Source organism: Plantibacter flavus (genome assembly GCF_002024505.1).
GTDB classification, from domain to species: Bacteria; Actinomycetota; Actinomycetes; order Actinomycetales; family Microbacteriaceae; genus Plantibacter; species Plantibacter flavus_A.
Window position 1 is genome coordinate 1,153,002 of record NZ_CP019402.1, and the last position, 16,960, is coordinate 1,169,961.

General features: G+C 65.8%; 23 protein-coding genes. All 23 read left to right on the forward strand.

What is annotated here, in order from left to right; translation table 11 throughout:
* Positions 1-68: 68 nt before the first annotated feature.
* The 23 genes from BWO91_RS05330 to rplR all read left to right on the forward strand — a co-directional run bounded on the left by BWO91_RS05330 (position 69) and on the right by rplR (position 16,927).
* Complete coding sequence (locus tag BWO91_RS05330; RefSeq protein ID WP_079001706.1) at positions 69-1,544, forward strand: hypothetical protein; 1,476 nt, start codon at positions 69-71, stop codon at positions 1,542-1,544.
* A 347-nt stretch (positions 1,545-1,891) separates the two neighbouring features.
* Positions 1,892-2,266 (forward strand): 30S ribosomal protein S12, encoded by a 375-nt coding sequence (rpsL, locus tag BWO91_RS05335; protein WP_056008169.1) that lies wholly within the window; start codon positions 1,892-1,894, stop codon positions 2,264-2,266.
* Positions 2,266-2,736, forward strand: a complete 471-nt coding sequence (gene rpsG / locus BWO91_RS05340) for a 30S ribosomal protein S7 (RefSeq protein WP_064296707.1) — start codon at positions 2,266-2,268, stop codon at positions 2,734-2,736. Before rpsL ends, rpsG begins: the two co-directional genes overlap by 1 nt.
* Before the next feature lie 87 nt (positions 2,737-2,823).
* Positions 2,824-4,938 (forward strand): elongation factor G, encoded by a 2,115-nt coding sequence (gene fusA, locus BWO91_RS05345; protein WP_064296706.1) that lies wholly within the window; start codon positions 2,824-2,826, stop codon positions 4,936-4,938.
* A gap of 141 nt (positions 4,939-5,079) precedes the next feature.
* The gene (gene tuf / locus BWO91_RS05350) at positions 5,080-6,270 is read left to right on the forward strand and encodes an elongation factor Tu (protein ID WP_064296705.1); all 1,191 of its coding nucleotides are present in this window, start codon (positions 5,080-5,082) and stop codon (positions 6,268-6,270) included.
* Positions 6,271-6,445: 175 nt separating this feature from the next.
* Positions 6,446-8,260 (forward strand): DUF4012 domain-containing protein, encoded by a 1,815-nt coding sequence (locus tag BWO91_RS05355; protein WP_167620439.1) that lies wholly within the window; start codon positions 6,446-6,448, stop codon positions 8,258-8,260.
* A gap of 469 nt (positions 8,261-8,729) precedes the next feature.
* Complete coding sequence (gene rpsJ, locus BWO91_RS05360; RefSeq protein ID WP_005050520.1) at positions 8,730-9,038, forward strand: 30S ribosomal protein S10; 309 nt, start codon at positions 8,730-8,732, stop codon at positions 9,036-9,038.
* A gap of 24 nt (positions 9,039-9,062) precedes the next feature.
* Positions 9,063-9,716 (forward strand): 50S ribosomal protein L3, encoded by a 654-nt coding sequence (gene rplC / locus BWO91_RS05365; RefSeq protein ID WP_071259511.1) that lies wholly within the window; start codon positions 9,063-9,065, stop codon positions 9,714-9,716.
* Between the two features lie 4 nt (positions 9,717-9,720).
* Positions 9,721-10,386: a 50S ribosomal protein L4 gene (gene rplD / locus BWO91_RS05370; protein WP_064296702.1), complete on the forward strand. Its 666-nt coding sequence runs from the start codon at positions 9,721-9,723 to the stop codon at positions 10,384-10,386.
* A complete protein-coding gene (gene rplW, locus BWO91_RS05375) occupies positions 10,383-10,682 on the forward strand; it encodes a 50S ribosomal protein L23 (protein ID WP_056008147.1) in 300 nt (99 codons plus the stop codon). Before rplD ends, rplW begins: the two co-directional genes overlap by 4 nt.
* Positions 10,683-10,710: 28 nt before the next feature.
* Positions 10,711-11,550 (forward strand): 50S ribosomal protein L2, encoded by an 840-nt coding sequence (rplB, locus tag BWO91_RS05380; RefSeq protein WP_071259508.1) that lies wholly within the window; start codon positions 10,711-10,713, stop codon positions 11,548-11,550.
* Between the two features lie 12 nt (positions 11,551-11,562).
* Positions 11,563-11,844 carry a 30S ribosomal protein S19 gene (gene rpsS / locus BWO91_RS05385; RefSeq protein WP_064296700.1) on the forward strand — a complete coding sequence of 94 codons (282 nt, stop codon included), beginning with the start codon at positions 11,563-11,565 and terminating at the stop codon, positions 11,842-11,844.
* A 26-nt stretch (positions 11,845-11,870) separates the two neighbouring features.
* Positions 11,871-12,263, forward strand: coding sequence for a 50S ribosomal protein L22 (rplV, locus tag BWO91_RS05390; protein WP_056008137.1), 393 nt, complete (start codon positions 11,871-11,873; stop codon positions 12,261-12,263).
* Entirely contained in the window at positions 12,263-13,051 is a 789-nt protein-coding gene (gene rpsC / locus BWO91_RS05395; protein ID WP_064296699.1) for a 30S ribosomal protein S3, read from the forward strand. The genes rplV and rpsC overlap by 1 nt, the downstream gene beginning before the upstream one ends.
* Positions 13,052-13,053: 2 nt before the next feature.
* The gene (gene rplP / locus BWO91_RS05400; RefSeq protein WP_064296698.1) at positions 13,054-13,473 is read left to right on the forward strand and encodes a 50S ribosomal protein L16; all 420 of its coding nucleotides are present in this window, start codon (positions 13,054-13,056) and stop codon (positions 13,471-13,473) included.
* The gene (rpmC, locus tag BWO91_RS05405; protein ID WP_064296697.1) at positions 13,473-13,808 is read left to right on the forward strand and encodes a 50S ribosomal protein L29; all 336 of its coding nucleotides are present in this window, start codon (positions 13,473-13,475) and stop codon (positions 13,806-13,808) included. The genes rplP and rpmC overlap by 1 nt, the downstream gene beginning before the upstream one ends.
* A 2-nt stretch (positions 13,809-13,810) precedes the next feature.
* Complete coding sequence (gene rpsQ / locus BWO91_RS05410; protein WP_056008125.1) at positions 13,811-14,131, forward strand: 30S ribosomal protein S17; 321 nt, start codon at positions 13,811-13,813, stop codon at positions 14,129-14,131.
* Between the two features lie 31 nt (positions 14,132-14,162).
* Positions 14,163-14,531 (forward strand): 50S ribosomal protein L14, encoded by a 369-nt coding sequence (rplN, locus tag BWO91_RS05415; protein WP_064296696.1) that lies wholly within the window; start codon positions 14,163-14,165, stop codon positions 14,529-14,531.
* A gap of 3 nt (positions 14,532-14,534) precedes the next feature.
* Positions 14,535-14,894 carry a 50S ribosomal protein L24 gene (gene rplX / locus BWO91_RS05420; RefSeq protein WP_056008121.1) on the forward strand — a complete coding sequence of 120 codons (360 nt, stop codon included), beginning with the start codon at positions 14,535-14,537 and terminating at the stop codon, positions 14,892-14,894.
* Positions 14,894-15,478 (forward strand): 50S ribosomal protein L5, encoded by a 585-nt coding sequence (rplE, locus tag BWO91_RS05425; protein ID WP_056008119.1) that lies wholly within the window; start codon positions 14,894-14,896, stop codon positions 15,476-15,478. The genes rplX and rplE overlap by 1 nt, the downstream gene beginning before the upstream one ends.
* 145 nt (positions 15,479-15,623) lie before the next feature.
* Complete coding sequence (gene rpsH, locus BWO91_RS05430; RefSeq protein WP_064296695.1) at positions 15,624-16,022, forward strand: 30S ribosomal protein S8; 399 nt, start codon at positions 15,624-15,626, stop codon at positions 16,020-16,022.
* A gap of 6 nt (positions 16,023-16,028) precedes the next feature.
* Positions 16,029-16,565 (forward strand): 50S ribosomal protein L6, encoded by a 537-nt coding sequence (rplF, locus tag BWO91_RS05435; RefSeq protein WP_064296694.1) that lies wholly within the window; start codon positions 16,029-16,031, stop codon positions 16,563-16,565.
* A 2-nt stretch (positions 16,566-16,567) separates the two neighbouring features.
* Positions 16,568-16,927 (forward strand): 50S ribosomal protein L18, encoded by a 360-nt coding sequence (gene rplR / locus BWO91_RS05440; RefSeq protein WP_064296693.1) that lies wholly within the window; start codon positions 16,568-16,570, stop codon positions 16,925-16,927.
* Positions 16,928-16,960 lie beyond the last annotated feature (33 nt).

Genomic DNA, 16,960 nt, shown 5'->3' on the forward strand with positions numbered 1-16,960 from the left:
GACACCCGTCACTATACTTTCGAGCACTTGTCATCAGCACGATCCATGCTCATTGGGGGCGCAACACCATGACCGATCCCGGAGATCAGAACCCGCAGCAGCCCCAGTGGCAGCGACCGCCCGCCCAGCCCGACCCGCAGCAGGGATGGCAGGGCAACGGCCCGCAGCAGTCGGGTTCGGGCCAGCAGCAGGCGGGCCAGTACGGACAGCAGTCGCCGTACGGGCAGTCGCCGACCCAGCCGTCCGGGCAGTACGGGCAGCAGTCCGGCCAGTATGGTGAGCAGCCGTCCGGCCAGCACAGCCAGCAGACGGGCCAGTACGGCCAGCAGTCCGACCAGTACAGCCAGCAGACCGGTCAGTACGGTCAGACGGCGCAGTACGGCCAGCAGCCGACCGAGCAGTTCGGTCAGCAGGGCACCGGTCAGTACGGCCAGCAGCCCACGGGACAGTACGGTCAGCAGCCCACCGAGCAGTACGGTCAGGCGCCCTACGCGCAGGGCGCCGGCGGGTATGGCGGCGGCCAGCAGCCGCCGAAGAAGAAGCTCTCGAAGAAGGGGCTCACCGGCATCATCGCCGGCGGCAGCGCCCTCCTCCTCATCATCGTGGGTGGCGTCGTCGGTGTCACCGTCGGCAACGCGCTCCACGCCCCGCAGGTGACGGTCGAGAGCTACCTCGACGCCCTCAAGTCGGGTGACGCCGAACAGGCGCTCAAGCTCTCCGGCACCGAGGTGTCGGCGGCCGACGTGCTCCTGACGGACGACGCGTACAAGGCCGCGTCCGGCAAGGTCTCCGGCTACACGATCGGGAAGACCACGACCAACGGGAACACCGCGACCGTCCAAGCCCGCCTCACCCAGGGTGGCGAGAGCGTCGACCAGGAGTTCACGCTCACCAAGGTCGGCAAGGACGCCGTGCTCTTCGACAAGTGGAAGCTCGAGGCTCCGGAACTCAGCACGGTCCAGGTCGACGTGGTCGCCCCTGAGGACGCGGTGGCGACGGTCGGCGGTGTCGACCTCACCGACGTCGAGCCGATCGCCGAGGGGTCGTACCAGCTGCGTGCACTCCCCGGCACCTACGACGTCGCCCTCAGCGAGAGCGACTGGTACACCGCCGAGGCGACCACCACGACGGCCGTGGGCTTCGGTCAGGCCGCGGAACCCGCGACGCTCGCCGTCGCCCTCACCGACGCCGGGACGACCGCCGTCGAGGAGGCCGTCAACGCGTACATCGACGGCTGCGGCGCCGCGACGGAGCTCGCCCCCGAGGGGTGCCCCTTCGAGATCCGCAACGACACCGGCTTCACGCCGTCCGGCGTGACCTGGAAGTTCGACACGCGCCCGACCTTCACGGTCGGCGAGTTCTCGGGCGGCGGCTGGGCCGTCGACTCCGAGACCGTCGGGCGCATGTCGATGACGTGCACGCTGACCGACCCGGCCACCGGCCAGACCGGCCCGGGCTACAGCATCAACCCGGTCGACTTCATCGTCGGCGGCACGGTCGAGGGCTTCACCGACGAGGGCGCGACGTTCGTCCCCTTCCCCTAGACCGACAGCTGTACGACCCCTGGGAGCACTGCTCCCGGGGGTCGTCGTCGTTTGACCACAGGCCCTCCGCGGGCTAGTCTTGGTTGGGTGTGCGCGCTGTCGTGCGCTCTCGTGCTGTCCACGTTCTCCGGAGCCTGGCTCGGGGGAGCGGACAGCAGTCTTGCACCATCGGGTTGATCCCCGCCGGGCTGGTCCCGGTTGCAGATCGCCCCCACGGCATACCCACCACTTCAGTGACGCGCACTCGCGCGTCACCGGTGGGTCCATACGACCTCGTGGTCCGGGAGACCGGTCCACGAATGCTGCAGTACCACTGTCACCGTGCAGTCATCATCAAGGAGCAAGTAGTGCCAACCATTCAGCAGTTGGTTCGGAAGGGCCGCAGCCCCAAGGTCGTCAAGACCAAGGCGCCCGCCCTGAAGAGCAACCCCCAGCAGGCCGGCGTGTGCACCCGCGTGTACACCACCACCCCGAAGAAGCCGAACTCGGCGATGCGCAAGGTCGCCCGCGTGAAGCTGCGCAACGGCACCGAGGTCACCGCGTACATCCCCGGTGAGGGCCACAACCTCCAGGAGCACTCGCTGGTCCTGGTCCGTGGTGGTCGGGTGAAGGACCTCCCGGGTGTCCGTTACAAGATCGTCCGTGGCGCCCTCGACACGCAGGCCGTCAAGAACCGCAAGCAGGCTCGCAGCCGCTACGGCGCGAAGATGGAGAAGAAGTAATGCCTCGCAAGGGTCCAGCTCCGAAGCGTCCCGTCGTCGCCGATCCCGTCTACGGCGCCCCCATCGTCAGCCAGCTCGTCAACAAGATCCTGCTGGACGGCAAGAAGGGCCTCGCTGAGCGCATCGTCTACGACGCACTCGAAGGCGTCACCGCCAAGAACCAGGGCGACGCCGTCGTCACGCTCAAGAAGGCGCTCGACAACGTCCGCCCGACCCTCGAGGTGCGTTCGCGCCGCGTCGGTGGTTCCACCTACCAGGTGCCGGTCGAGGTCAAGCCTCACCGCGCCAACACCCTCGCCCTGCGCTGGCTCGTGAGCTACGCGAAGGGCCGCCGTGAGAAGACGATGACCGAGCGTCTCCAGAACGAGATCCTCGACGCATCGAACGGTCTCGGTGCAGCCGTCAAGCGTCGTGAAGACACGCACAAGATGGCCGAGTCGAACAAGGCGTTCGCGCACTACCGCTGGTAGTCGCCGCCCGATGCGAGGGCGGACGATCCGTCCGCCCTCGCACACCTGAGTGAATCAGCTCACCCCTACCTATCCCCGGAGGACCCCGTGGCACAAGACGTGCTCACCGACCTGAACAAGGTCCGCAACATCGGCATCATGGCCCACATCGATGCCGGCAAGACCACCACCACCGAGCGCATCCTGTTCTACACGGGCGTCAACCACAAGATCGGCGAGACCCACGACGGTGCGTCGACGATGGACTGGATGGCGCAGGAGCAGGAGCGCGGCATCACCATCACGTCCGCCGCGACGACCTGCTTCTGGAACAAGAACCAGATCAACATCATCGACACCCCCGGCCACGTCGACTTCACGGTCGAGGTCGAGCGTTCGCTCCGCGTCCTCGACGGCGCGGTCGCGGTGTTCGACGGCAAGGAGGGCGTCGAGCCCCAGTCCGAGACCGTCTGGCGTCAGGCCGACAAGTACGACGTCCCGCGCATCTGCTTCGTCAACAAGATGGACAAGCTCGGCGCCGACTTCTACTTCACCGTCGACACGATCATCAGCCGTCTCGGCGCGAAGCCGCTGGTCATCCAGCTGCCGATCGGTGCCGAGTCCAACTTCGAGGGCGTCGTCGACCTCGTCGAGATGCGTGCGCTGACCTGGCGCGGAGACGCCAAGGGTGACGTCGAGATGGGCGCCAAGTACGCCATCGAGGAGATCCCGGAAGACCTCAAGGAGAAGGCGGCCGAGTACCGCACCGCGCTCCTCGAGGCCGTCGCCGAGACCGACGACGCACTCATGGAGAAGTACTTCGGTGGCGAAGAGCTGACCGTCGCGGAGATCAAGGCCGCGATCCGTCACCTCACCATCACGAGCACCATGTACCCGGTCCTCTGCGGCTCCGCGTTCAAGAACCGCGGCGTCCAGCCGATGCTCGATGCGGTCATCGACTACCTCCCCTCCCCGCTCGACGTCCCGGCCATCGAGGCCCACGACGCGCGCGACGAGGAGAAGGTCGTGGAGCGTCACCCCGACTCGACCGAGCCCTTCACCGCGCTCGCGTTCAAGGTCGCGGTGCACCCGTTCTTCGGTCGCCTGACCTACGTCCGCGTCTACTCGGGTCGTCTCGACTCCGGTGCGCAGATCATCAACTCGACCAAGGGCAAGAAGGAGCGCATCGGGAAGATCTTCCAGATGCACGCCAACAAGGAGAACCCGGTCGACTTCGTCACCGCCGGTCACATCTACGCGGTCATCGGCCTGAAGGACACCACCACCGGTGACACCCTGTCCGACCCGCAGCACCAGGTCGTCCTCGAGTCGATGAGCTTCCCGGAGCCCGTCATCGAGGTCGCGATCGAGCCGAAGACCAAGGCCGACCAGGAGAAGCTGGGCACCGCGATCCAGAAGCTGGCCGAAGAGGACCCGACGTTCCGCACCGAGCAGAACACCGAGACCGGCCAGACGGTCATCAAGGGCATGGGCGAGCTCCACCTCGACATCCTCGTCGACCGCATGAAGCGCGAGTTCAACGTCGAGGCCAACGTCGGCAAGCCGCAGGTCGCGTACCGCGAGACCATCAAGCGCAAGGTCGAGAAGTACGGCTACACGCACAAGAAGCAGACCGGTGGTTCGGGTCAGTTCGCGAAGATCCAGTTCGATCTGGAGCCGATGGACGTCACTCCGGAGACGACCTACGAGTTCGTGAACGCCGTGACCGGTGGTCGCATCCCGCGCGAGTACATCCCGTCGATCGACGCCGGTTTCCAGGACGCCCTGCAGGTCGGTGGCCTCGCCGGCTACCCGGTCGTGGGTGTCAAGGCGATCATCACCGATGGTGCGGCGCACGACGTCGACTCCTCGGAGATGGCGTTCAAGATCGCAGGCTCGATGGGTCTCAAGGAGGCCTACTCGCGTGCCAACCCCGTCCTCCTCGAGCCGCTCATGGCGGTCGAGGTGCGTACTCCCGAGGAGTACATGGGCGACGTCATCGGAGACCTCAACTCGCGCCGTGGACAGATCCAGTCCATGGACGACGCCACCGGCGTCAAGGTCATCCGTGCCAACGTGCCGCTCTCCGAGATGTTCGGCTACATCGGCGACCTCCGGTCGAAGACCTCCGGTCGTGCCGTGTACTCGATGACGTTCGAGAGCTACGCGGAGGTCCCGAAGGCTGTCGCCGACGAGATCATCCAGAAGAACAAGGGCGAGTAGTCACTCACTCTCTCTTCACCGCGGTCCGGCCGGGTGTGCGAACACCCGGGCGGATCGCGTAACATGAATACACATCCCTGCAGTGCGTCGGGCATCGAATGGTGCCCGGCGTCCCGCACAACGTCCTGAGGAGGACTCACAGTGGCAAAGGCCAAGTTCGAGCGGACCAAGCCGCACGTCAACATCGGTACGATCGGTCACGTCGACCACGGCAAGACCACGCTCACCGCGGCGATCTCGAAGGTCCTGGCGGACAAGTTCCCGTCCGCGACCAACGTGCAGCGCGACTTCGCGTCGATCGACTCCGCGCCGGAAGAGCGTCAGCGTGGTATCACGATCAACATCTCGCACGTCGAGTACGAGACCCCGAAGCGCCACTACGCGCACGTCGACGCCCCCGGTCACGCCGACTACATCAAGAACATGATCACCGGTGCTGCGCAGATGGACGGCGCGATCCTGGTCGTCGCCGCCACTGACGGCCCGATGGCTCAGACGCGTGAGCACGTGCTGCTCGCCAAGCAGGTCGGCGTGCCCTACCTGCTCGTCGCGCTGAACAAGTCCGACATGGTCGACGACGAGGAGATCCTGGAGCTCGTCGAGCTCGAGGTCTCCGAGCTCCTCGCCTCGCAGGGCTTCGCTGAGGACGCACCGGTCGTCCGCGTCTCGGGCCTCAAGGCGCTCGAGGGCGACGAGAAGTGGGTGCAGAGCATCCTCGACCTCATGGACGCCGTGGACGCCAACGTCCCCGACCCCGTGCGCGACAAGGACAAGCCCTTCCTCATGCCGATCGAGGACGTCTTCACGATCACCGGTCGTGGAACCGTCGTCACGGGCCGCGCCGAGCGTGGCACGCTCGCGATCAACTCCGAGGTCGAGATCGTCGGCATCCGCCCGACGCAGAAGACGATCGTCACGGGTATCGAGATGTTCCACAAGCAGCTCGACGAGGCATGGGCCGGCGAGAACTGTGGTCTCCTGCTCCGTGGCACGAAGCGTGAAGACGTCGAGCGCGGCCAGGTCGTCGTGAAGCCGGGTTCGGTCACGCCGCACACGAACTTCGAGGGCACCGCGTACATCCTGTCCAAGGATGAGGGTGGGCGTCACAACCCGTTCTACGCGAACTACCGTCCGCAGTTCTACTTCCGCACCACCGACGTCACCGGCGTCATCACGCTGCCCGAGGGCACCGAGATGGTCATGCCCGGCGACACCACCGACATGACCGTTGAGCTGATCCAGCCCATCGCCATGGAGGTCGGCCTCGGTTACGCCATCCGTGAGGGTGGCCGCACCGTCGGCGCCGGCACCGTCACCAAGGTGCTCGCGTAAGCATCCGCTGACGCGAACCCCTGATCGACCTCAGGGTCGACACGGTTCCACACGAAGGGCCCGGAGCATTCCGCTCCGGGCCCTTCGTCGTGCGTGCTGTCGGCCGCTCAGGGCCCGGCCACTCATATGTAAGATATCGGTCGACCCATTCTGTATCGAGCCGCCCGAGGTGACCGTGTCCCGTTCGTCCATCCGTCCACGTCGTCTGTCGCGCCCACGTGTCCTGATCCCGGGCGTCTTCGTCCTGTCCATCCTGCTCGGCATCGTCGGAGCCACCGTGTCGGCGGCGGTGGAAGCCATGTCCGTCCGGGACGATCTCGCTTCGGTCCTGCCTGAGATCGAGGCGATCCGAGCGGGCGTCGATGGCGTCGGCACCGACGCGATCGATCCCGACGGCGTGCAGCGTGCCGGCGATGCGGTCGAGCGGGCCCTGGCGTCGACGCAGCGGCCTGACTGGTGGCTCGCGGAACGCGTGCCCGTCTCCGGGGCCAACTTCGAGGCGGTGCGCACGGCCGTCGAGGCGGCGCACGTCGTCGTCGACGAGGTCGTCGAGCCGGTCCTCGGCCTGTCCCTCGACGGACTGGCGGTCGACGGACGACTGGACGCGGCGCGGGTGGGGAGCATCGCCCGCACCTCGGCGCGTGCGCTCGAGCGACTCGAGGAGCAGGTGGCGCGCCTCGACCGCCTCGACCACTCGGTGCTCCTCCCGCAGGTGGCGTCGGCGCTGGTCGGGCTCGACGGTCCGCTGCGCGAGGCGTCGCCGCTCGCTGCTCGGCTCGCACCGGTGCTTCGCGCGCTGCCCGGGTTCCTGGGGGAGGACGGGCCGCGAGACGTGGTCGTCCTGTTCCAGAACTCGGCGGAGAGCCGAGCCCTCGGGGGCATCGCGGGAGCTTCGGTGCTCGTGCACATCGAGGATGGGGTGCTCAGCGTGACGAGGGCCCTCGGCGGCGCGGACTTCGTGTCGCACGCCGATCCGGTGGTGCCCCTCCCGGCCGATGCCGACGCGCTCTACCGGACCGAGGGATACGCTACCGCGGGCACCTCCATCCATGAGGTGACGGCGAGGCCGGACTTCCCCTACGGTGCGCAGGTGGCCTCGAGGCTGTGGCAGGAGAGTCAGGGCGTCACGCCCGATCTGGTGCTCGCCGTCGACCCGGTCGCGTTGTCCCACCTGTTGCGAGCGACCGGCCCCGTGGTCCTTGCCGACGGTACAGAGCTGTCGAGCGACACGGCGGTCGACGAACTCCTGAACGGCGTCTACCGGGATCATCCCGGTCTCAGCGACGAGGCGAACCGGGCGCAGGACGCCACCTTCACCGCCGTCGTCCAGGCGCTCACCTCGCAGCTGCAGGCGGGGTCCATGTCGGTCCCCCGGGCGATCGGCGGCTGGGTGCAGGCGGTCGACGAGCGGCGTCTGCTCGCCTGGAGTCCCGACCGCGTCGAGGAACGGGCGTTGGTGCTCGCCGGGGTCGGCGGCGGCTTGCCCGAGCGCTCGTCCCGTTCGGTGCCGTTCGGGCTGTACCTCTCGGACGCGGTCGGCTCCAAGCTCGAGTACTACCTCCGACAGCAGATCCGTGTCCGTGCGGGCTCGTGCGACGTCGATGGGACGCGCACAGTGATGGTCGCGTCGGAACTCTCGAACACGATCGACACGGAGTCGGAGCTCGACACGGAGGCGTTCGACTACATCGCGGGGTTCCACGAGCGTGAGGGGCTCCCTCGTGGTTGGATGCGCCTGCGGTTCATGGCCTACGCGCCCGACGGTGCCGACATCCGCTCGGTTCGCGTGGACGGCACCGAGGTCCCGTACACGGCCGGATCGGACGACGGACGCCCGGTGGCCTACATGGTGGTGACGATCGCGCCGGGCTCGACGGTGACGCTCGACGTCGATGCGGACGTGTCCGGTGCGACGGTCGACGCCGTGCGGTTCCTGGGCACTCCGGGGGTGCGTCCGGTCGAGGTCGACAACGTCGTCGAGCCCTGCTGAGCAGCGGCGCCTCGGTGCTCGGAACGCCCGAGACTGGGCGGATCCTGACCATCCGACGCCCGCGACACGCCCGGGTTGCACGCATGGTGGATCCGTGGCAAACTAGTCCAGTTCAGTACTTCGGACGAGCGTGCCTGTGCGCGCTCCGGCGGATCACTGCCAGGTAGTGCATAGGAGCTCCCAGACGCGGCAACGCGACAGGGATCGAGCCTAGGCCGCGGGTAGCAGAACACCAATCACTTCATCGCAATCCAGGTCGTAGCAGTGCTACGCCCAGCGCCGACCACGAGTCGGGGTGGAACCCGGTGGATGACCACGAGGGTCGCAAGACACGAGTGGTCGTTGACAGCAGAACAGTGGTGCGACACCAGTAGTGCCAATGGCGTGGAGCAACCGAACGTTGCAAAGCGCACGATATGCGTCCAATACGGAGCGATCCGCATGACGCGAGACAGAGAGTGAGTCACACATGGCGGGACAGAAGATCCGCATCCGACTGAAGTCGTATGACCATGAGGTCATCGATACTTCGGCGCGCAAGATCGTCGACACGGTCACCCGTGCAGGCGCAACCGTCGTCGGCCCGGTGCCGCTTCCGACGGAGAAGAACGTGGTCTGCGTGATCCGTTCGCCGCACAAGTACAAGGACAGCCGGGAGCACTTCGAAATGCGCACCCACAAGCGTCTGATCGACATCATCGACCCGACCCCGAAGGCCGTCGACTCGCTCATGCGTCTCGACCTGCCGGCGGACGTCAACATCGAGATCAAGCTCTGAGCTCGGTAGAGACGGAAGGAAGACATGTCTAACACGAAGACCAGCAAGGGTCTGCTCGGCACCAAGCTCGGCATGACCCAGGTGTGGGACGAGAACAACAAGCTCGTCCCCGTCACCGTCATCGAGATCACGCCCAACGTGGTCACGCAGGTTCGCACCCCCGAGGTCGACGGCTACGACGCCGTGCAGATCGCGTACGGCCAGATCGATCCCCGCAAGGTCAGCAAGCCTGACGCGGGTCACTTCGACAAGGCCGGCGTGACGCCGCGTCGCCACCTCACCGAGGTCCGCACCGCCGACGCATCCGAGTACTCGCTCGGCCAGGAGCTCACCGTCGACGGTGTCTTCGAGGCCGGCCAGAAGGTCGACGTCGTCGGCACTTCGAAGGGTAAGGGTTTCGCCGGTGTCATGAAGCGTCACAACTTCAAGGGCATGGGCGCATCTCACGGTGCTCACCGCAACCACCGCAAGCCGGGCTCCATCGGCGCCTCCTCGACCCCGAGCCGTGTCTTCAAGGGCATGCGCATGGCCGGTCGTATGGGTGGCGAGCGCGTCACCGTGCTGAACCTCCGGGTTCACGCCATCGACGCCGAGAAGGGCCTGCTGCTCGTCAAGGGTGCCGTTCCCGGCGCTCGTGGCCGTATCGTATTCGTCCGCACCGCAGTGAAGGGAGCGTAGTTCCATGGCTATCGCTACTCTCGACGTGCTCGACACCAAGCTCAAGAAGGCCGGCACCGTCGACCTTCCTGCCGAGGTGTTCGACGTTCAGACCAACATCCCGCTCATCCACCAGGTGGTCGTCGCGCAGCTCGCTGCCGCCCGCCAGGGGACGCACAAGACCAAGCGCCGCGGCGAAGTGTCCGGTGCCGGCCGCAAGCCGTTCAAGCAGAAGGGTACCGGTAACGCTCGTCAGGGCTCCATCCGTGCACCTCAGATGACCGGCGGTGGCATCGTCCACGGTCCAGTGCCCCGCAACTACGCACAGCGCACCCCCAAGAAGATGATCGCCGCGGCTCTCCTCGGCGCCCTCTCCGACCGCGCACGCGGCAGCCGCCTGCACGTCGTCGACTCCCTCTCGATCGGTGAGAAGCCGTCGACGAAGGCCGTGTCCGAGTACCTGACGAACGTCGCTTCCTCGAAGCACGTCCTGATCGTCCTCCAGCGCGACGACGAGCTCAGCCTCCGCAGCGTCCGCAACCTGCAGAACGTGCACGTGCTGTCGTACGACCAGCTGAACGCATACGACGTGCTCGTCTCCGACGACATCGTCTTCACCAAGGCCGCCTTCGAGGCATTCGTCGCCAGCAAGACCGGCAACACGGCCGCAACCGAGGAGGTCTCGGCATGACCGCGATCAACAAGGACCCCCGCGACGTCATCTTCGCGCCGGTCGTCTCCGAGAAGAGCTACAGCCTGATCGACGAAGGTAAGTACACCTTCCTCGTCGACCCGCGCTCGAACAAGACCGAGATCAAGCTCGCCATCGAGAAGATCTTCGGTGTCGAGGTCGCTTCGATCAACACCCTCACCCGTCAGGGCAAGACCCGTCGCACCAAGTTCGGCACCGGCAAGCGCAAGGACACCAAGCGCGCCATCGTGTCGCTCAAGTCGGGTTCCATCGACATCTTCACGGCTGTTGGCTAAGACGGCCGGGAACGAAGAGGAATAAGAAATGGCTATTCGTAAGTACAAGCCCACGACTCCTGGTCGTCGCGGTTCGTCTGTCGCGGACTTCGCGGAGATCACCCGCACCACGCCGGAGAAGTCGCTGCTTCGTCCGTTGTCGAAGTCCGGTGGTCGCAACAACCAGGGCCGCATCACGACGCGTCACATCGGTGGTGGCCACAAGCGCCAGTACCGTCTGATCGACTTCCGTCGCAACGACAAGGACGGCGTCAACGCCAAGGTCGCTCACATCGAGTACGACCCCAACCGCACCGCGCGTATCGCGCTGCTCCACTTCGTGGACGGCACCAAGCGCTACATCCTGGCTCCGAACAAGCTCAGCCAGGGCGACGTGGTCGAGTCGGGTGCCGGCGCGGACATCAAGCCCGGCAACAACCTGCCGCTGAAGAACATCCCCACCGGTACGGTCATCCACGCGATCGAGCTCCGTCCCGGCGGCGGCGCGAAGATGGCCCGCTCCGCGGGTGCATCGGTGCGTCTCGTCGCGAAGGACGGCCCGTACGCGCAGCTCCGTCTGCCGTCCGGTGAGATCCGCAACGTCGACCTGCGCTGCCGCGCCACCATCGGTGAGGTCGGCAACGCCGAGCAGTCGAACATCAACTGGGGTAAGGCCGGCCGTAAGCGCTGGCTGGGCGTCCGCCCGACCGTCCGTGGTGTCGCGATGAACCCGATCGACCACCCGCACGGTGGTGGTGAGGGCAAGACCTCCGGTGGACGTCACCCGGTCAGCCCGTGGGGCCAGAAGGAAGGCCGCACGCGCCACCCCAACAAGGAAAGCGACAAGCTCATCGTTCGTCGTCGTACCGCCGGCAAGAAGCGTAAGTAGGAGTAAGAGAAGATGCCACGCAGTCTCAAGAAGGGCCCCTTCGTCGACGACCACCTGCTCCGCAAGGTCGTCACGGCGAACGAGGCCAACAACAAGAACGTGATCAAGACCTGGTCGCGTCGATCGATGATCATCCCGGCGATGCTGGGTCACACCATCGCCGTCCACGACGGTCGCAAGCACATCCCGGTGTTCGTCACCGAGACGATGGTCGGGCACAAGCTCGGCGAGTTCGCGCCCACCCGCACCTTCCGTGGACACGTGAAGGACGACAAGAAGGGCCGTCGCCGCTAACGCGGTGACGTGAAGGAGGAAGAGAAATGGTGGAGTCGATCGCCCGCGTGCGACACATCCGCGTCACCCCCCAGAAGGCCCGTCGTGTCGTCGCGCTCATCCGTGGCAAGCAGGCTCAGGAGGCCTTGGCCATCCTGAAGTTCGCACCACAGAGCGCCAGCGAGCCCATCTACAAGCTCGTTGCCTCGGCCATCGCGAACGCTCGCGTCACGGCCGACAAGGACAACGTGTTCCTTGACGAGCAGGACCTGTACATCGCGAAGGCGTACGTCGACGAGGGTGCAACCCTCAAGCGTTTCCGTCCCCGCGCACAGGGCCGCGCGTTCCGCATCCTCAAGCGCACCAGCCACATCACCGTCGAGCTCTCGACGCCTGATGAGACTGCCGGCGCTGCCAAGGCCAAGAAGGTGAGCAAGTAATGGGTCAGAAAGTCAATCCATACGGCTTCCGTCTGGGAATCACGACCGACCACGTGTCGCGTTGGTTCTCCGACAGCACGAAGAAGGGTCAGCGTTACAGCGACTTCGTCGCGGAAGACGTCAAGATCCGCCGTCTGCTGGCGACCTCGCTCGACCGCGCTGGTGTCAGCCGCATCGAGATCGAGCGCACCCGTGACCGCGTCCGCGTCGACATCCACACCGCCCGTCCGGGCATCGTGATCGGTCGCCGTGGCGCCGAGGCCGAGCGCATCCGCGCCGACCTCGAGAAGCTCACGAAGAAGCAGATCCAGCTGAACATCCTCGAGGTCAAGAACCCCGAGGCCGACGCTCAGCTCGTCGCGCAGGGCATCGCCGAGCAGCTCTCCGCACGTGTGGCATTCCGCCGCGCGATGCGTAAGGGCCTGCAGGGCGCTCAGCGCACGTCCACCGTCAAGGGTGTCCGCATCCAGGTGTCCGGCCGCCTCGGCGGCGCCGAGATGAGCCGTTCCGAGTTCTACCGCGAAGGCCGTGTGCCGCTGCACACCCTCCGCGCGAACATCGACTACGGCTTCTACGAGGCGAAGACCACGTTCGGCCGTATCGGCGTGAAGGTCTGGATCTACAAGGGCGACATCACCAACAAGGAGCTTGCTCGCGAGCAGGCCAACCAGAAGTCGACGCGTCCGGAACGTCGCGACGGTGGCGACCGCCCCCGTCGGAACGCCGGTCCGAGCAGCGCCCCCAAGGCAGCTGCCGAGGCGCCCGCCGCCGCAGGAGTTGAGGCATAACCATGTTGATCCCACGCAAAGTCAAGCACCGGAAGCAGCACCACCCCGGCCGTTCCGGCCAGGCGACCGGTGGCACCAAGGTGTCGTTCGGTGAGTTCGGTATCCAGGCCCTGACGCCCGCTTACGTGACCAACCGTCAGATCGAGTCCGCTCGTATCGCCATGACGCGTCACATCAAGCGTGGCGGAAAGGTGTGGATCAACATCTACCCCGACCGTCCGCTGACCAAGAAGCCCGCCGAAACCCGCATGGGTTCCGGTAAGGGTTCGCCCGAGTGGTGGGTCGCGAACGTCAAGCCGGGTCGTGTGCTGTTCGAGGTCGCCGGAGTCGATGAGACCCTGGCCCGCGAGGCGCTGACCCGTGCAATCCACAAGCTGCCCCTCAAGGCACGCATCATCAAGCGCGAGGAGGGCGACGCATAATGGCGATCGGATCCAAGGAGCTCACCCCCGTCGAGCTCGACACCTTTGAAGACCAGCGCCTCATCGAGGAGCTCCGCAAGGCCAAGGAAGAGCTGTTCAACCTGCGCTTCCAGTCGGCCACGGGGCAGCTCGAGAACCACGGCCGCCTGCGCGCCGTGAAGCGCGACATCGCTCGCATCTACACGGTCATCCGTGAGCGCGAGCTCGGCATCCGGGCCACGCCGACCGTCGAGGTCGTCGAGGCCAAGGCCGAGAAGAAGACCAAGAAGGCCAAGGCCGCACCGAAGTCCGAGGACACCGCTGCAGCCGACGCCGAGACCACGAAGGAGGCCTAGACATGGCTACCGCTACTGACAAGGCCCCCGAGGGTCACGAGTCGGCCGAGCACGACGTCAAGGACGCCGCTGCTCGTGGCTACCGCAAGACCCGCCGTGGTCTGGTGACCAGCGACAAGATGGAGAAGACCATCGTCGTAGAGGTCGAGGACCGCGTGAAGCACCCGCTCTACGGCAAGGTCATCCGCCGCACCTCCAAGGTCAAGGCTCACGACGAGGCGAACTCCGCCGGCATCGGCGACCTCGTCCTGATCAGCGAGACCCGCCCCACCAGCGCCACCAAGCGCTGGCGTCTGGTCGAGATTCTCGAGAAGGCCAAGTAGGCCTCGCGGCTTACTGAGAGGAAAGCGAACAATGCTTCAGCAAGAATCACGAGTCAAGGTCGCCGACAACACCGGCGCCAAGGAGCTCCTGACCATTCGCGTGCTCGGTGGCTCCGGCCGCCGCTACGCGGGCCTCGGTGACACCATCGTCGCGACCGTCAAGGACGCGATCCCCGGTGGCAACGTCAAGAAGGGCGACGTCGTCAAGGCGGTCATCGTCCGCACCCGCAAGCAGACCCGTCGTTCCGACGGTTCGTACATCAAGTTCGACGAGAACGCCGCTGTCATCCTGAAGGCTGACGGGGACCCCCGTGGTACCCGCATCTTCGGACCGGTCGGTCGCGAGCTTCGTGACAAGAAGTTCATGAAGATCGTCTCGTTGGCGCCGGAGGTTATCTAAGTCATGGCAAAGATCAAGAAGGGCGACCTGGTTCAGGTCGTCTCCGGCCCGAAGCAGGACCGCGGTGGTTACCGCGGCAAGCAGGGTCGCGTCATCGAGGTCCTGGCGGACAAGAACCGGGTGATCGTGGAGGGCGTCAACTACGTCACGAAGCACTCCCGTGTCGGCCAGACCCAGCGTGGAACGAAGACCGGCGGCATCGAGACCGTCGAGGCTTCGATCCACATCTCCAACGTCGCGCTCGTCGACCCGGAGACCAAGGGCCCGACCAAGGTCGGCCACCGCAACGAGGAAGTCACGAAGGACGGCGTCACCAAGACGGTCCGCGTTCGTTACGCCAAGAAGTCAGGTAAGGACCTGTAATGACCGACACAGAAGTGGCGACTGGCAAAATCCAGCCCCGTCTCAAGCAGAAGTACCGCGCTGAGATCCTTCCGCAGCTGCAGAAGGACTTCGGCTTCACGAACGTGCACCAGGTGCCCGGACTCGTGAAGGTCGTCGTCAACACCGGTGTGGGCGAGGCCGCTCGCGACAGCAAGGTCATCGACGGCGCTGTTTCGGACCTCACCAAGATCACCGGCCAGAAGCCGCAGGTCACCAAGGCACGCAAGTCCATCGCGCAGTTCAAGCTGCGCGAGGGTCAGCCCATCGGCGCTCACGTCACGCTTCGTGGCGACCGCGCGTGGGAGTTCCTCGACCGCCTGCTGAGCCTCGCTCTTCCGCGTATCCGCGACTTCCGCGGTCTCTCGGACAAGCAGTTCGACGGCAACGGCAACTACACCTTCGGTCTCCAGGAGCAGTCCATGTTCCACGAGATCGACCAGGACAAGATCGATCGTGTCCGCGGCTTCGACATCACCGTCGTGACCACGGCCAAGAACGACGACGAGGGTCGCGCGCTGCTCAAGGCGCTCGGCTTCCCGTTCAAGGCGGCTGAGTCCAAGTAGGCTGAGCTTCTGCCCGGTCCTCGGTGTATGTCGAGGACCGGGCTTCCGCCCGTTCGGGGCACTCCTGCCCAGAACGGTTCAACCACCACAGGTCGGCACCCTTGCACAGGATGTCGAAACCTGGTGAACAAAGGAAACACTCGATATGACCATGACAGATCCGGTCGCAGACATGCTGACCAGACTGCGCAATGCGAACTCGGCGCACCACGACACCGTGTCGATGCCGCACTCCAAGCTCAAGGTGAACATCGCCGAGATCCTCAAGTCCGAGGGCTACATCTCCGGCTGGGAGGTCGCTGACGCGGCCGTCGGACAGACGCTCTCACTGAGCCTCAAGTTCGGCCCGAACCGCGAGCGCTCCATCGCCGGCATCAAGCGCGTCTCGAAGCCCGGCCTCCGCGTCTACGCGAAGTCGAACGAGATCCCCAAGGTCCTCGGCGGCCTCGGCGTCGTCATCCTGTCCACCTCCAGCGGCCTCCTCACGGACCGCCAGGCCGAGAAGAAGGGCGTGGGTGGGGAAGTCCTCGCCTACGTGTGGTAGCCAGTCATGTCTCGTATTGGAAGACTCCCCATCGACATCCCGGCAGGCGTCACCATCGACGTCGCCGGTCAGAACGTCACCGTCAAGGGCCCGAAGGGTGAGCTCCAGCTCACCGTCGCGAGCCCCATCGAGGTCAAGCTCGAAGACGCACAGCTGCTCGTCACGCGTCCCGACGACGAGCGCAACTCGCGCTCGCTCCACGGCCTGACCCGCACGCTCATCGCGAACCAGATCATCGGCGTCACCCAGGGCTACACCAAGGGCCTCGAGGTCGTCGGTACCGGTTACCGCGTCGCTCAGAAGGGCAGCGCCGTCGAGTTCGCGCTCGGCTTCTCGCACCCCGTCACCGTCGAGCCGCCGGTCGGCATCACGCTGACCGTCGAGGGCAACAACAAGCTCACGGTCGCCGGTATCGACAAGCAGGCCGTCGGCGAGGTCGCCGCCAACATCCGTAAGATCCGCAAGCCCGAGCCGTACAAGGGCAAGGGTGTGCGCTACGCCGGCGAGATCGTGCGTCGCAAGGCCGGAAAGGCTGGTAAGTAACCATGGCTCGTCCAACGAAGACTGCCGCACGTGGCCGTCGCCACACGCGTCTGCGCAAGAAGGTCGAGGGCACCGCGGTCCGTCCGCGCCTCGTCGTCAACCGTTCAGCCCGTCACGTGTTCGTGCAGGTTGTCGATGACACGAAGGGTCACACCCTCGTCTCCGCCTCGACCATGGAGGACACCCTCCGGACGTTCGACGGCGACAAGACCGCCAAGTCGCGCAAGGTCGGCGAACTCATCGCCGAGCGTGCCAAGGCAGCCGGCATCGACGATGTCGTATTTGACCGTGGAGGCAACCGCTACGCAGGTCGCGTGGCAGCAATTGCCGATGGTGCTCGAGAGGGCGGATTGAACCTGTGAGCGAAGACAACAAGCAGCAGCAAGAGCCTGTGG

Bases quoted from the DNA above. Each gene is read 5' to 3' on its own strand.
- rpsC (WP_064296699.1), top strand. From the start codon at position 12,263: ATGGGTCAGAAAGTCAATCCATACGGCTTCCGTCTGGGAATCACGACC.
- rplB (WP_071259508.1), top strand. From the start codon at position 10,711: ATGGCTATTCGTAAGTACAAGCCCACGACTCCTGGTCGTCGCGGTTCG.
- rplC (WP_071259511.1), top strand. From the start codon at position 9,063: ATGTCTAACACGAAGACCAGCAAGGGTCTGCTCGGCACCAAGCTCGGC.
- rplV (WP_056008137.1), top strand. From the start codon at position 11,871: ATGGTGGAGTCGATCGCCCGCGTGCGACACATCCGCGTCACCCCCCAG.
- rpmC (WP_064296697.1), top strand. From the start codon at position 13,473: ATGGCGATCGGATCCAAGGAGCTCACCCCCGTCGAGCTCGACACCTTT.
- rpsH (WP_064296695.1), top strand. From the start codon at position 15,624: ATGACCATGACAGATCCGGTCGCAGACATGCTGACCAGACTGCGCAAT.
- rplR (WP_064296693.1), top strand. From the start codon at position 16,568: ATGGCTCGTCCAACGAAGACTGCCGCACGTGGCCGTCGCCACACGCGT.
- rplD (WP_064296702.1), top strand. From the start codon at position 9,721: ATGGCTATCGCTACTCTCGACGTGCTCGACACCAAGCTCAAGAAGGCC.
- rpsG (WP_064296707.1), top strand. From the start codon at position 2,266: ATGCCTCGCAAGGGTCCAGCTCCGAAGCGTCCCGTCGTCGCCGATCCC.
- rplN (WP_064296696.1), top strand. From the start codon at position 14,163: ATGCTTCAGCAAGAATCACGAGTCAAGGTCGCCGACAACACCGGCGCC.
- rplX (WP_056008121.1), top strand. From the start codon at position 14,535: ATGGCAAAGATCAAGAAGGGCGACCTGGTTCAGGTCGTCTCCGGCCCG.
- rplP (WP_064296698.1), top strand. From the start codon at position 13,054: ATGTTGATCCCACGCAAAGTCAAGCACCGGAAGCAGCACCACCCCGGC.
- rpsS (WP_064296700.1), top strand. From the start codon at position 11,563: ATGCCACGCAGTCTCAAGAAGGGCCCCTTCGTCGACGACCACCTGCTC.
- rpsQ (WP_056008125.1), top strand. From the start codon at position 13,811: ATGGCTACCGCTACTGACAAGGCCCCCGAGGGTCACGAGTCGGCCGAG.
- BWO91_RS05330 (WP_079001706.1), top strand. From the start codon at position 69: ATGACCGATCCCGGAGATCAGAACCCGCAGCAGCCCCAGTGGCAGCGA.
- rpsJ (WP_005050520.1), top strand. From the start codon at position 8,730: ATGGCGGGACAGAAGATCCGCATCCGACTGAAGTCGTATGACCATGAG.
- rplE (WP_056008119.1), top strand. From the start codon at position 14,894: ATGACCGACACAGAAGTGGCGACTGGCAAAATCCAGCCCCGTCTCAAG.
- rplW (WP_056008147.1), top strand. From the start codon at position 10,383: ATGACCGCGATCAACAAGGACCCCCGCGACGTCATCTTCGCGCCGGTC.
- rplF (WP_064296694.1), top strand. From the start codon at position 16,029: ATGTCTCGTATTGGAAGACTCCCCATCGACATCCCGGCAGGCGTCACC.